The sequence below is a fragment of the Pantoea sp. X-Soil-YNGN-785 genome, assembly GCF_059730585.1.
The window spans coordinates 2,698,527-2,712,681 of sequence record NZ_AP035942.1; the positions used below are offsets into that span (position 1 = coordinate 2,698,527).

General features: G+C 55.7%; 13 protein-coding genes. 9 read left to right on the forward strand and 4 right to left on the reverse strand.

Features of this window, described 5'->3' with window-relative positions; translation table 11 throughout:
• Positions 1 to 8: 8 nt before the first annotated feature.
• The 3 genes from fruK to AC6I8E_RS12555 form a co-directional block, all read right to left on the reverse strand.
• Positions 9 to 947 (reverse strand): 1-phosphofructokinase, encoded by a 939-nt coding sequence (fruK, locus tag AC6I8E_RS12545; RefSeq protein WP_033733296.1) that lies wholly within the window; start codon positions 945 to 947, stop codon positions 9 to 11.
• The gene (fruB, locus tag AC6I8E_RS12550; RefSeq protein WP_312215674.1) at positions 944 to 2,074 is read right to left on the reverse strand and encodes a fused PTS fructose transporter subunit IIA/HPr protein; all 1,131 of its coding nucleotides are present in this window, start codon (positions 2,072 to 2,074) and stop codon (positions 944 to 946) included. The genes fruK and fruB overlap by 4 nt, the downstream gene beginning before the upstream one ends.
• A gap of 272 nt (positions 2,075 to 2,346) precedes the next feature.
• Entirely contained in the window at positions 2,347 to 2,601 is a 255-nt protein-coding gene (locus AC6I8E_RS12555; protein WP_147789442.1) for a YkgJ family cysteine cluster protein, read from the reverse strand.
• A gap of 163 nt (positions 2,602 to 2,764) precedes the next feature.
• On the opposite strand from AC6I8E_RS12555, the gene yeiP reads away from it, so the two are divergent.
• The 9 genes from yeiP (at position 2,765) to yejF (ending at position 13,587) form a co-directional block, all read left to right on the forward strand.
• A complete protein-coding gene (gene yeiP, locus AC6I8E_RS12560) occupies positions 2,765 to 3,337 on the forward strand; it encodes an elongation factor P-like protein YeiP (protein WP_003854146.1) in 573 nt (190 codons plus the stop codon).
• A 74-nt stretch (positions 3,338 to 3,411) separates the two neighbouring features.
• The gene (locus tag AC6I8E_RS12565; RefSeq protein WP_312215678.1) at positions 3,412 to 4,380 is read left to right on the forward strand and encodes a CobW family GTP-binding protein; all 969 of its coding nucleotides are present in this window, start codon (positions 3,412 to 3,414) and stop codon (positions 4,378 to 4,380) included.
• Between the two features lie 43 nt (positions 4,381 to 4,423).
• On the forward strand, positions 4,424 to 5,131 hold the full coding sequence (locus tag AC6I8E_RS12570) for a phosphatase PAP2 family protein (protein WP_013358529.1): 708 nt from the start codon (positions 4,424 to 4,426) through the stop codon (positions 5,129 to 5,131).
• A gap of 513 nt (positions 5,132 to 5,644) precedes the next feature.
• Entirely contained in the window at positions 5,645 to 6,220 is a 576-nt protein-coding gene (gene mepS, locus AC6I8E_RS12575) for a bifunctional murein DD-endopeptidase/murein LD-carboxypeptidase (RefSeq protein WP_013358530.1), read from the forward strand.
• 221 nt (positions 6,221 to 6,441) lie between these two features.
• Positions 6,442 to 8,004, forward strand: a complete 1,563-nt coding sequence (pdeN, locus tag AC6I8E_RS12580) for a cyclic di-3',5'-guanosine monophosphate phosphodiesterase PdeN (protein ID WP_187266244.1) — start codon at positions 6,442 to 6,444, stop codon at positions 8,002 to 8,004.
• A gap of 44 nt (positions 8,005 to 8,048) precedes the next feature.
• A complete protein-coding gene (locus AC6I8E_RS12585) occupies positions 8,049 to 9,857 on the forward strand; it encodes an extracellular solute-binding protein (protein ID WP_195857834.1) in 1,809 nt (602 codons plus the stop codon).
• Positions 9,858 to 9,868: 11 nt separating this feature from the next.
• The gene (locus tag AC6I8E_RS12590; RefSeq protein ID WP_013358533.1) at positions 9,869 to 10,963 is read left to right on the forward strand and encodes a microcin C ABC transporter permease YejB; all 1,095 of its coding nucleotides are present in this window, start codon (positions 9,869 to 9,871) and stop codon (positions 10,961 to 10,963) included.
• Complete coding sequence (locus AC6I8E_RS12595) at positions 10,960 to 11,982, forward strand: ABC transporter permease (protein WP_497824055.1); 1,023 nt, start codon at positions 10,960 to 10,962, stop codon at positions 11,980 to 11,982. The genes AC6I8E_RS12590 and AC6I8E_RS12595 overlap by 4 nt, the downstream gene beginning before the upstream one ends.
• Complete coding sequence (gene yejF, locus AC6I8E_RS12600) at positions 11,983 to 13,587, forward strand: microcin C ABC transporter ATP-binding protein YejF (protein ID WP_370426612.1); 1,605 nt, start codon at positions 11,983 to 11,985, stop codon at positions 13,585 to 13,587.
• Here yejF and AC6I8E_RS12605 read toward each other — a convergent pair.
• A complete protein-coding gene (locus tag AC6I8E_RS12605) occupies positions 13,574 to 13,894 on the reverse strand; it encodes a YejG family protein (RefSeq protein ID WP_013358536.1) in 321 nt (106 codons plus the stop codon). The genes yejF and AC6I8E_RS12605 overlap by 14 nt on opposite strands.
• Between the last annotated feature and the right edge of the window lie 261 nt (positions 13,895 to 14,155).

The following is a 14,155-nucleotide window of genomic DNA, read 5'->3' on the forward strand; positions in this document are numbered from 1 at the left end:
TCCTGCTGTCAGTTAACGGGTTGTAAGTCGACGCGCGCCATCATTGCGGCCAACTGAGTACGATCGGAAACGCCGACATTGCTCTGGCTGACGGCCATTGCCGCCACAGCAGTCGCAAGACGCAGCGTGTGTTCGCTGGATTCGCGCATCAGCAGGCCATAAATCAGGCCGCCAACCATGGAATCACCTGCACCCACGGTGCTGACGACTTCACACACCGGCGGTTTAGCAATCCATTCACCTGAGGCGTTGACCCACAGTGCGCCTTCTGCGCCCAGCGAAATCACCACATGGGCGATGCCCTGCTCACGCAGTTCGTGCGCAGCACCAATCACATCCTGCAGGGTTGGCAGTTTGCGGCCGGCCCAGATTTCCAGCTCACGGCGGTTAGGTTTAACCAGCCACGGTGCGGCTTTCAGGCCTGCCACCAGTGCTTCGCGGCTGCTGTCAAAGATGATGCAAGGGCAGTGGGTGCGCAGTTCGGTCATCCAGCGGGTAAAGGCATCGTGATCGACACCTTCCGGCAGGCTGCCGCTGACGCAGACCATATCGAACTGGCCCAGCCAGGTCAGCGAGTCGGTGGTAAAACGATCCCAGTCCTGACCCGTTACCTGAAAACCGGAGAAATTCAGATCGGTAACGTCGCCGGTCTGTTCAGTGAGTTTAACGTTGATACGGGTACGGCCTGGCACCACCTGGAAACGGTTAGCAATGCCCAGCTCGCTGAACAGCTGCTGGAACCCGTCCTGATTCTCTTTACCCAGGAAGCCACCCACGGTGACATCGATACCCAGGTCTTTCAGGACCTTGGCAACGTTGATGCCCTTGCCCGCAGCATGCAGCCCGGTAGTTTTCACCAGGTTCACTTCGCCACGTTCAATTTCAGGGGTATAGCCCACCAGGTCATACGCCGGATTCAGCGTAATGGTGGCGACGCGTCTGCTCATGATGCCCCCTCGCCCAGACCGCTGGTGATCGCTTCTTCAATCGCGTTCAGCGCCTGCTGTGCATCGTCACCGCTGGCAGTGAAGCGCAGGCGATGGCCTTTCTTCACGCCCAGCGCAACCACTTTCATCAGGCTGCGGCCATTGGCAGGTTTACCGCTGCCGTCGAGGTTGGTCACGGTGATGTCGCTGTTGAACTGCTTGATCACGCTGACCAGCGCGGTGCCCGGACGGGCATGCAGGCCATGTTCGTTACGGATGGTGTATTCGGCGGTCAGCACCTCAGCCTGCTCATCGACTTCGCTGGTCAGTAGCGCGTAAACGCCTGCCGCATCAGCTTTCAGCAGACGATCGGCTTTGCCCTGCTGCAGTAATGCGCTGAGGTAGCCCAGCACTTCCAGCGGACACTCATCGGTCGCCGACACGCTGATTAACAGTGCAGCCTGTTCGCCCTTATGGTCGAAGGCATGTTCAGCGCGACTGATAGCCACGCCGCTGCGCAGGTTGCCGAGGCTGCTGTCGCTGAGCCAGATGCCCTGCCCCAGATTCAGCGGCGTCGTTGAAACCACGTCTGCGACGTAGCTGGCATCCACCACGCCCGCGGACTGCAGCCGACCGGCGTTCATTGCCTGCAGGGTAATCAGATCGCTGGCGGCGACGTTCAGGGTAATTAATGAAGTGTCGAAGCTGAACTCGGCGGCTTGTTTCTCGCCCATCAGCAACGCACGAAGATCTTCAGCAGAGGCGGTTTTAAGCTGTTCGGCAATAGAGTCATCGCTCAGGACATGCGTCAGCTGACGCAGCAGCGCCAGATGTTCATCTGACTTAGCAGCAATCCCGATAGCGACATAGGCGGTCTGATCGTCGCCCCAGGCAATGCCCTGCGGGAACTGGAACACCTGAACACCGGTTTTTAGCACCAGATCGCGGGTATCGGTGGTGCCATGAGGGATGGCGATGCCGTTGCCGAGGAAGGTTGAGGTCTGCTGTTCGCGCGCCAGCATGCCGTTGACGTAGCCTTCCGTCACATTACCTGCAGCGGTTAACGCGGCAGCGACCTGACGAATGGCCTCTTCTTTGTTCTGGGCGCTGGCTCCGGTATGGATGGCCTGCAATTCGAGCTGGAACATAATTCTCCTCGCTTGCTGAGATTGAATCGTTTCAGCCAGTGGGGATTTTTTTACGCCATGCTGTTGAAAACAGGTGGCGCAGTCACCGCTGAAACGTTTCAGGGATTGTGGTACAGCAACTTTCCGGAGGCAAGAAAATGCGCAAATGGCGTAACAGATTTTTGATGTTACGCACATTTCAGGGCGGTTAAGGGGAATAAAAAGTGAACAGGCTGACGCGGTTGCTGTAAACCAGAGATTGCCGGACCAGAAATTTCAGCAGCGTCAGCGCCTCAGGGCGCGGTATCCGCTTCGAGTTGCAGCAGATATGTCATCGCCTGATGACGGGAATCGCCGCACATGCTGTGTGTGGGTTGCAGACCTGCGCAGACAGCTGGACGCAGTGGTGAGCCAAACAGTTTGCAGCGAAGTGTGTCATCAAGCTGAATACAGGGCGTGTTGGCGGGCTTGCCGTCAGGCATGCCAGGAATCGGCGAGGAGATCGAAGGTGCCGTGCAACAGGCACCGCATTGGCTACGGCATTGCATGCTGTGCTCCGGCAGAGAAAGTCGCGGCGACAATAGCAGTCCACCGCGCTAATTACCATGAAAGCCGCGGCCTGACATAAAATTTCGCATCCACGATATTGCCAGTTTTCACCGGCGCGAGTAACGTTGCGCGCACTTCACTCTCAAGATAGCGAGAACAGCAATGCCAAAAGCCAATGAAATCAAAAAAGGGATGGCCGTCACGCACAACGGTAAACTGCTGCTGGTTAAGGACATTGATGTCCAGAGCCCCAGCGCACGCGGTGCCGCCACCCTGTATAAAATGCGCTTTACCGATGTCCGCACCGGTTTAAAAGTCGAAGAACGCTTCAAGGGCGACGAGATTATTGATGCGATTTCGCTCAGCCGCCGCAGCGTGACCTTCTCTTATATAGATGGTGACGAATACATTTTTATGGATGATGAGGATTACACCCCCTACTCCTTTAAACAGGAGCAGATTGAAGAAGAGCTGCTGTTTATCCCTGAAGGCGGCATCCCTGGCATTCACGTACTGACGATGGAAGGTCAGGTGCTGGCACTGGAACTGCCACAAACCGTAGACATGGAAATCGTGGATACCTCTCCCGGCATTAAAGGTGCTTCAGCCAGTGCCCGCACCAAACCAGCCGGCATGAGCACGGGTCTCTCTATCCAGGTGCCGGAATACCTCAGCAATGGTGATCGCATCCGTATCCATATCGCTGAACGCCGCTACATGGGTCGAGCAGACTGACCGGTAGCTTTCTGCCTATCGTGATAATGTTATAGTATTACATTATCACGCTATTCTCTGGCAGGAGTTGGCTTATGACACGCGTTAACCTGATCACCGGCTTTCTGGGTAGCGGCAAAACCACGCTGCTCTGCCATCTGCTGGCCGCCAGGCCCGCCGGGGAAAAGTGGGCAGTGCTGGTCAACGAATTTGGTGAGATCGGGATCGACGGCACCCTGCTGGCCGATCGCGGCGCCACGCTGAAAGAGATCCCCGGCGGCTGCCTGTGTTGCGTGAATGGCCTGCCGATGCAGGTCGGGCTGAATATGCTGCTAAAGAGTAAGCCCGATCGGCTGCTGATTGAGCCCACCGGCCTGGGCCATCCCCGTCAGGTGTTAGAAATGTTAAGTGCGCCGGTTTATCAGGCGTGGTTGCAACTGAATGCCACCCTGACACTGCTGGATGCGCGTCAGCTGGCCGATCCTCGCATCGTTGCGAATGAAAATTTCCGCGATCAGCTCGCGGCTGCCGATATTGTCATCGCCAACAAGCGTGATTGCTGGGATGAAGCGGACCGTCAGCGCCTGGCGGACTGGCACCAGCAGATGCAGCCTCCGCGTCCATTAATACAGACAGAATTTGGTCAGGTCCCCCTTTCCCTGCTGGATATGCCGTATCAGCCACGTGATCTCCCTCTGCCGCATCATCATCATCCGGCAAATCCTACCAGCGGTCTGACGGCGTTACGTCTGGATGGCGAAGCACGCTGGCGTCGGGCGCTGAATCACGGCCAGGGTTACAGCGCCTGCGGCTGGCTGTTTGATGCTGATACGCTGTTCGACAGCGGCGCACTGCGGGAGTGGGTACGGCAGGCAGCGGTCGATCGTATTAAAGGTGTGATGCGCACGCCAGAAGGCACAATGCGTATTAACTGCCAGGCAAAAGAGTTGCAGAGTGAAACCCTCGCCACACCGCCACCCGATAGCCGCATTGAGATCATCCATTCTCAGCAGGCTGACTGGAATCGGCTACAATCGGCGTTGTTGAAGTGCCGTTTACGCTAAGACAGGTATTGTCGGCGGTTATTTTTTTAAATGAGTTCTGATTATGCGCGCAACCCGCCTTATTACTATCCTGCTGCTTAATGCACTGGGCGTAGTGCTCTTTCTTTCGTGGTATCTGCCGCCAGAACATGGTTTCTGGTTCGGCATTGATAAAACTATATTCTATGGCTTCAACAATCAGATGGTGAGCCATCCGCTGTTCGCACTGATCGTCGCCATCACCAATTTTCGTGGTTTTGATGCGGTGTCATTGCTGGCCATGGGCCTGCTTTATCTGTCGATCTGGCGACGTGAAACGCCACAGGCGCGGCGGCGGATGCTGGCTATCGGCATCACTATGCTGCTCACCGCCGTGGTGCTTAACCAGCTGGGCCACCTGTTGCCGGTGAAACACTCCAGTCCGACGCTGTTCTTCGAGAATGTGCATCGCGTCAGCGAACTGACCGGTATCCCCGCTAAAGATGCCTCGAAAGACAGCTTCCCAGGCGACCACGGTATGATGCTGATTATTTTCGCCTGCTTTATCTGGCGTTATTTTGGTTTTAGCCGTTTTTTAATTGCCACCGCTATTGTGGTGATATTTTCACTGCCGCGCGTCATGGCGGGTGCACACTGGTTTACCGATATTGCCGTCGGTTCAATGTCAGTGATATTAGTGGGGCTGAGCTGGTGGCTATTAACGCCGGCCAGTGACGTGCTGGTTAACTGGTTTTATCGCAAATTACCGGGTAAATATAAGCCCGTGACGTAAATGTTAAGCGCGGACGATTTAATCGCCCTGGTCTTAACCGTCCGCGCTTATAAAAAACAGCCCACCACTATTAGCCTGCTAATTAAATTCACGAAAAGAAAAGGTTATGACCCTGCTGACAGGTTAAATAGCCACCAACACCCTCTGTCAATTAAGAAAACTCCAAAAACAGAGGCTATGCCCTGAATTGACGCCCCTTTCACTGCCTGTTCTCATCATCATTTCACCACAATTGTTGCTAAAGTAGTCAGTGTGTTACGGTTTGATTTCACATCAAAAAAACCTATATGAAATTGATTAAAAGCACTCGCCACGGCGTCTGTAATCAGTTAACCTCAGTCGCAGTGAGGCTACAGCGGCAGAAAATTCGGATTTTTTACCGTTAAAATGTGTCCATTAACACATTTTAGTAATTAAGGATTTGTCTTAGGCTGTTTCGCTTATTAATCTCCCTGTTTTGTCATCTGGCTGGCGACAATTTTGTCGTAAGGAAATCGAAGGAAAACCCGAATAATGGTCAAGTCTCAACCAATACTGAGATATATCTTGCGGATCGTGCCCGCACTGGCGCTGGCCACACTCCTCTCAGCTTGTAGCAGTACCCATAGCAGTCAAAACGCGAATAACGAGAATCATGAAGTTAACAACCACAATGGTTTTTTACTTCAGGCGTCTCAGGATGAGTTTGAAGAAATGGTGCGTAACGTCGACGTTAAGTCGCGCATCATGGAACAATACGCCGTCTGGAAAGGTGTGCGCTATCGCCTCGGTGGCGATACCAAACGCGGGATCGATTGTTCCGCCTTTGTACAACGCACTTTCCGCGATCAGTTTGGCTTAGAATTACCGCGCTCGACCTCTGAGCAGCAGGACACCGGTAAAGAGATTACCCGCAGTAAACTGCGTCCTGGCGATCTGGTGATGTTCCGTGCCGGTTCGACTGGTCGTCATGTGGGTATTTATCTGGGTAACGACAATTTCGTTCATGCCTCCACCAGCAGTGGCGTCATGATCTCCAGTCTCAATGATGACTACTGGAAAAAGCGTTACCGTGAAGGACGCCGTGTATTAAGTCGCAACCCGACCTGATTATCACCTTCGATCTTCTCTCAGCCAGAGAACATGAAACGCTGCTTACGCAGCGTTTTTTTTCGTGCCTTATTCTTAGCGGCAGTCGTTTTATCAGATAAAAGCATTGTATTTCAGATTAATAACGAGACATTTCGGACACTCTCGTTATATTCTCGGTCGCTTAAACCGAAGCAGTCGTGTGCAATACATAATAATAATTTGATCAGGGGAAGTTCCTCATGCCACTGTCGGGGGCGCTAAGGCGCCATGCCACCTATCCTCGCCGAATCGCATGGAGTAGTGCGATGGCCGGTGGCGTATTCTTTCTGCTGTTTGCCGCCCTGTCATTTCACCAGACCTGGCAGAAGCGCGAACGACAGCATCAGCAACTGCTGGAGAACAGCCGCACAGCATTACAGCAAACGCTTTCCAGCCTGCTCAACAGCACCCTCAGTCCCCTGCTTCCGTTCACCCACACTGCCTGTCATACCATTAATCGTGAACTGACCTCGCGCGCCGCGTTTGCCGGTAATCTCCGCGCCATCCTGCTGGTTAACGACGGCAATGCCTTTTGCTCCTCGGCCACCGGCAGTTTTAGCCTGCCGCTTAATGTGATCGCACCTGATAGTGATATCTCACGTGACATCGATCTGCAGCTGATGTCAGGCACGCCGCTTCAGCCAAATAAACCGGCGCTGGGATTGTGGATTAAAAATCCTGGCAGTCCGCAGTCAGGTGTCTTCGCGACGCTGAATATTAGTCTGGCTCCCTACCAGCTGCAGGTCTCCGGGCATCCGGAAATTACCGGTATGGCGCTGATGGCGCAAAAGAGTGCCTTAACCAGCTGGCAGCCTGGCGTGATGAAAAATAAAAGTCTGCCGCCGCCGCTGTATCAGCAGGCGCTGACAGGCTATCCGCTGAAGTTTGTGTTGTTCGGTTCGGTTCTGGCGTTCAGTGATTATCAGAATATCCTGCTGTGCAGCCTGCTGCTGTCACTGCTGGTTTCCGGCGGCTGCTGGCTGCTGTTATCTGTTTATCAGCGTCCGGGTAAAGAGCTGATCCGGGGCATGAAGCGCGGCGAGTTTCACGTTGAATATCAGCCGCTGGTCACCTCCCATGATGGTCAGCCTTATGGCATGGAAGCGTTACTGCGCTGGACCCATCCGACCGAAGGCCCGATCCCGCCCGATGTGTTTATTCAGTATGCCGAGTCGCAGAACCTGATTATTCCGCTGACCCGGCATCTGTTTCAGCTGGTTTCCCGTGATGCACACCAGTTGTGTCATACCATTCCCCGTCATGCCTGCCTCAGCCTCAACATCTCTCCGCTGCATCTGGCTGACAGCTGTTTCCGGCAGGATGTGCTGCGCTGGCTTGATACCATGCCTGCAGCTCACTTTAATTACGTGTTTGAGATTACCGAGCGCGCCATGGTGCGCGATGAAAACGTCGGAGAACTGTTTGACTGGCTGCATCAGCAGCATATCAATATTGCCATTGATGATTTTGGCACCGGACACAGTGCGCTGATCTATCTGGAACGTTATGCGTTTGATTACCTGAAAATCGATCGTGGTTTTGTCCAGAGCATCGGCACAGAAACCCTGACCTCGCCGGTGCTGGACACCGTGCTGCAGCTGGCGAAGAAACTGAATCTGAAAAGTGTGGCGGAAGGGGTAGAAACCGGCGAACAGGCCGCCTGGCTGATCCATCGTGGCGTGACTCATCTGCAGGGTTACATCTTCAGCCGTCCGCTGCGACCGGAAACGCTGATAGACTATTTCCGGCGTCATAACGCCTGAGACTCTCTGGCCCGAATCGCGCCGGACATTTAACGGGAGAGAACATGCTATTTCGCCTGGGATTTCTGCTGCTGTGCGGCCTCTTCAGCGCCCCGCTGCTGGCTGCATCAGTCCTGCAAACGTTCGCCTTCACACAGGCCGGCGAAGCGAAATATCCGCCCGGCTTCAGCCATTACGATTACGTTGACCCCCGCGCGCCAAAAGGCGGCAGTATTACCCTGGCGGTAGTGGGCACTTACGACAATTTCAACCGCTACGCCTCACGCGGCAATCCGGGCATCAATACCGGCACGCTTTATGACGGCCTGTACACCAGCTCAGACGATGAACCGGGCAGCTATTATCCGCTGATTGCTGAATCAGCCCGCTACGCCAGCGATTTTACCTGGATTGAAATACGCCTGAATCCCCGCGCCCGGTTCCATGACGGCACACCAGTCACCGCCCGCGACGTAGCGTTCACCTTTCAGAAGTTCATGACCGAGGGCGTGCCTCAGTTCCGCGTCGCCTACCGTGGCGTGACCGTCAGAGCGCTGGACGATCACACTGTCCGCATCGGGGCACAGAAACCGGATAAAGATCTGCTGCTTGGGTTACTGACGCTACCGGTTATCCCCGAGTCGTTCTGGCGCGATAAGAAGTTTAACGAGCCGTTAAGCGCACCACCGCTTTCCAGTGGGCCTTATCGCATTACGCGCTGGAAGCTGGGCCAGTTTATTGAGTTCAGCCGGGTAAAAGATTACTGGGCCGCCGATCTGCCAGTGAATCGTGGACGCTTTAATTTTGATCGCATGCGCTATGACTACTATCTGGATGACAATGTAGCGTTCGAAGCCTTTAAAGCGGGTGCGTACGACTGGCGTGAAGAGACATCGGCGAAGAAATGGGCGACCCAGTATCGCGGCCGCAATTTCGACAATGGCAGCATTGTTAAAGAAACCGCGCCCAATGACGCCGCTATCGATACCCGCTGGCTGGCATTCAACAATGAAAAACCGCTATTCCACGATCGCCGCGTGCGCCAGGCGTTGTCACTGATGTTCGATTTCGAGTGGATGAATAAAGCGCTCTATTACGGTGCCTGGCAGCGTGCCAGCAGCTACTTCCAGAATACAGAGTATGCGGCCCACGGCGTGCCGGATGCACAGCAGCTGGCGCTGCTTGAACCGTGGCGCGCGCAACTGCCACCTGCGCTGTTCAGCCAGCCTTATCTGCCGCACAAAACCGATGGCAGCGGCTATGACCGCGCCAGTCTGTTAAGCGCGTTTGACCTGCTGAAACAGGCGGGCTGGCAGATTAAAAATCGCCGACTGATTAACGATAAAACCGGTCAGCCATTTACGGTCGAACTGCTGCTGCGCGGTGGCACCAGTACTGAATGGGCGTTACCGTTGCAGCACAACCTTGCGCGGCTCGGCATTACGTTGAACCTGCGGCAGATCGACAGCTCGCAGTACCTGCGGCGCTGGCGTGAAGGCGACTATGACATGATTGCCACCGTTTATGGGGCGATGCCGATTCCGACCTCCAGTCTGCAGATCCTCTGGCAGTCCGACTACATCACCTCGTCGTGGAATACCGCGCGGGTCAAAGACCCAATCGTTGATCACTTTGTGAAACAGATTATCGCGCATCAGGGCGACCCTGCCGCGCTGCGGCCGCTGGCACAGGCGCTGGATCGGGTACTGCTGTGGAATGCGTATATGATCCCGATGTGGTACAACGCTGAACAACGGCTGGCGTACTGGGATAAGTTTTCACACCCTGCCCGCAAACCTGCCTACAGCACCGGGCTGGAAAACTGGTGGTACGACACAAATAAAGCCGGACGCCTGCCGGCCAGCAAACGCTAAGGAGATGACCGTTGGCCGCATACTTTCTGCGCAGATTGCTGCTGATTATCCCGACCTTATGGGCGATCATCACGCTTAACTTCTTTATCGTGCAAATCGCGCCCGGCGGACCGGTCGATCAGGCGCTGGCGAATATTGAGTTTGGTCAGACCACTGGCCTGCCCGGCAGCGGCGCGGAGAACGCCAGTTCACGCGCCAGCGTCAGTCATCTTAATCCCGCAGATAATCAGTACCGTGGGGCGCGCGGGCTGGATCCCGAAGTAATTGCGGAAATTAAAAAGCGTTACGGCTTCGATAAACCGCTGTGGCAGCGCTACGGCGAGATGCTGTGGAACTACCTGCGTTTTGATTTTGGCGACAGCCTGTTTCGCAGCGCCTCGGTGATCGGGCTGATTAAGGAGAGCCTGCCGGTCTCCATCAGTCTGGGATTATGGAGCACGCTGATCATCTATCTGGTTTCGATCCCGCTCGGGATCCGCAAAGCGGTGCGCAACGGCAGCGCCTTTGATGTCTGGAGCAGCGCGTTTATTATCATTGGCTACTCCATTCCGGCTTTTCTGTTCGGCATCATGCTGATCGTACTGTTCGCCGGTGGCAGCTATCTCGACTGGTTCCCGCTGCGCGGGCTTACGTCTGCGCAGCACGACACCCTGCCCTGGTATGGCAAAGTGCTGGATTACTTCTGGCATATCGCCCTGCCGGTACTGGCAACGGTGATTGGCGGCTTTGCCACACTGACGATGCTGACGAAAAACGCCTTTCTGGATGAGATCCGTAAGCTCTATGTGGTGACCGCGCGCGCCAAAGGCGTGCCGGAACGCCGTATTCTCTATCACCATGTATTTCGCAATGCGATGCTGCTGGTCATCGCCAGCTTTCCCGCCACGTTTATCAGCATGTTTTTTACCAGTTCGGTGCTGATCGAAGTGATGTTCTCGCTCAACGGACTCGGCCTGCTCGGCTATGATGCGACGCTGCAACGTGATTATCCGGTGATGTTTGGCACACTCTATATTTTCACGCTGATCGGTTTGCTGATGAATATCCTTAGCGATCTGACCTATACGCTGGTCGATCCGCGCATCGATTTCGGGAGCCGCTCATGACGCTCTCTCCGCTGAATCAACAGCGCTGGCAGCGCTTTCGCCATAACCGGCGCGGCTACTGGTCACTGTGGATCTTTCTGGTCATTTTCCTGCTGTCGCTGTGTGCCGAACTGATCGCCAATGACAAGCCGCTGCTGGTGCATTATCAACAGCGCTGGACGGTGCCGCTGCTGTTTGACTACAGCGAAACCGACTATGGCGGCGTACTGGCGACAGCGGCGGATTATCAGGATCCCTGGCTGCGGCAGCGCATTGCGCAGAACGGCTGGGCTTTATGGGCTCCGATTCGCTTCAGCGACAGCACCATCAACTTTGCTACTCAGGTGCCGTTCCCCTCTCCGCCCTCTGCGCAGAACTGGCTCGGCACGGACGCCAACGGTGGCGACGTACTGGCACGGCTGCTCTATGGCACGCGCATCTCCCTGCTGTTCGGCGTGCTGCTGACACTTATCTCCAGTATCATCGGGATTGTGATTGGCGCGGTGCAGGGTTATTTCGGCGGCAGAATTGACCTGATTGGGCAGCGAATGATTGAAGTCTGGTCCGGCATGCCAGCGCTGTTTCTGCTGATCCTCCTCTCCAGCGTCATTCAGCCCGGTTTCTGGTGGCTACTGCTGGTCACCGTGGCGTTTGGCTGGATGAGCCTGGTGAGCGTGGTCCGGGCCGAGTTTCTGCGAACCCGAAACTTTGATTACATCCGCGCAGCACAGGCGCTGGGCGTCAGGGATGGCCGGATTATGCTGCGTCACATGCTGCCTAACGCGATGGTGGCTACCCTGACTTTTCTGCCCTTTATTTTGTGCGGATCGATCACCACGCTCACCTCCCTCGACTTTCTCGGTTTCGGTCTGCCGCTGGGCTCGCCCTCGCTGGGCGAGCTACTGCTGCAGGGCAAAAATAACCTGCAGGCGCCCTGGCTGGGCCTGGCGGGCTTTTTCACCCTGGCGATCCTGCTCTCGCTGCTGATTTTTATCGGCGAAGCGGTGCGCGACGCCTTTGATCCGGGCAAAGGAGCCTGAATGACAACGCCACTGCTTGCCATCAATCATCTCTCGGTCGCCTTTCGTCAGGGCGAGCAGCTTCGCCAGGTCGTGAATGACGTTTCACTGCGCATTGACGCGGGCGAAACGCTGGCGCTGGTGGGTGAGTCGGGTTCCGGCAAAAGCGTCACGGCGCTGTCGGTAATGCGACTGCTGCATGAGGCGGCGGTGGTTTATCCCCGTGGAGAGATTCTGTTTAACGGTGAAGATCTGCTGCGCGCCCGCGAGCAACGACTGCGCGCGATTCGCGGCAACCAGATCGCAATGATTTTTCAGGAGCCGATGGTATCGCTGAATCCGCTGCACACCGTGGAGAAGCAGCTGTATGAAGTGCTGTCGCTGCATCGCGGGCTGCGTCGTCCGGCTGCACGTGGTGAGATTCTCAGCGTGCTTGATCGGGTCGGTATCCGTCAGCCTGCTACCCGGCTCAACGATTTCCCCCACCAGCTTTCCGGCGGCGAACGCCAGCGGGTGATGATCGCCATGGCGCTGCTGACCGAGCCGCAGTTGCTGATTGCCGATGAGCCGACCACTGCACTGGATGTGACGGTACAGGCGCAGATTCTGGCGCTGCTGCGTGAACTGCAGCGGGAGCTGAATATGGGCATGCTGTTTATCACCCATAACCTGAATATCGTGCGTCAGCTGGCGGATAACGTCAGCGTGATGCGTCAGGGTCATATCGTGGAACAGAATCGCAGCCAGATTCTGCTGAACCAGCCGCAACATCCTTACAGCCAGCAGCTGCTGGCTGCGGAGCCGGAAGGAAAAGCGCTGCCGCTACCCGCAGACGCGCCGGTCATTCTTCGGGTCGAACAGCTTAAGGTCAGTTTTGCGCAGCGGCGCGGACTGTTCCGGCGGCAGACCGGCGAAAAGCAGGTGCTTTCCGGGCTGAGTTTCAGCCTGCGGCGGGGCGAAAGTCTGGGTCTGGTGGGCGAGTCCGGGTCGGGTAAAAGCACCACCGGCCTGGCGCTGTTGCGGCTGATTTCCTCACGTGGCGACGTCTGGTTTGACGGCCAGCCGCTGCATCAGCTGTCGCGCCGGCAACTTCTGCCGCTGCGTCAGCGCATTCAGGTGGTATTTCAGGATCCCAATTCCTCGCTCAATCCGCGTATGACGGTGCAGCAGATTATTGCTGAAGGTCTGGCGGTGCATCAGCCCGAACTGAACAGTGCCCAGCAGGCGCAGCGGGTGATTGCGGTGATGGAAGAAGTGGGACTGGAAGCGGAAAGCCGGCATCGTTATCCGGCCGAATTCTCTGGCGGTCAGCGACAGCGTATTGCTATCGCACGGGCACTGATTCTGGAGCCGGAGCTGTTGATACTGGATGAACCCACCTCATCGCTGGATCGCACGGTGCAGAAGCAGATTCTGACGCTGTTACGCCGCTTACAGCAGCAGCGTCAGCTCAGCTATCTGTTTATCAGTCACGACCTGGATGTGGTTCGCGCCCTGTGTCACCAGCTTATTGTGCTGCGTCAGGGGGAGGTAGTGGAACAGGGAGAGTGTGAAACGTTGTTTGCGTCACCGACGGCTGTGTATACCCGCGAGCTGCTGCAGTCAGCGCAACTCAACCTGCGATAAAAGTTTCCGCAATCGCCACGCCCTGATTTTTCAGGCAGCAGTTAGTGGCGCTTTCGTCGCGACGCTGAATAAACAGGCAGGGCTGCCCTTCGCACTCAGCCACTTTGCAATCGACCTGAATATCCGCCAGCACCTCTTTCAGCTGCTGCAGGATCTCCCACGCCGGAATGCCGTCATGGCTGATCAGACGCAACGCCACGAACTCCTGCTCATCCAGCATTGTGTCATCGGATTCAATGGCACTGTGGTGATCGCTGGCCCAGCGAAAACGCTGTGGCAGACGATGCACAATTGAAAGTTGCAGCATAGGTTACTCTCCCCGATGAGTTTATGTCGCAACACCGACCTGCCCGGCTGAAAACGGGTTGATCCCCGCAGAGTCAGGACAGGGATGACTGGCCCGTCCATGCGGATTGCAGAAGCGCATTTTTTGCGACTTACATCGCACTTCAGCCTATATGTACCGCGTTCACACGCCGTTAACAATCATTTTAGACGCATTGTGGTTACTTTTTTAGCTAAAACTTTTCACAAGTAAGAAACAAAACCGGCGAGATGTGCATCACTG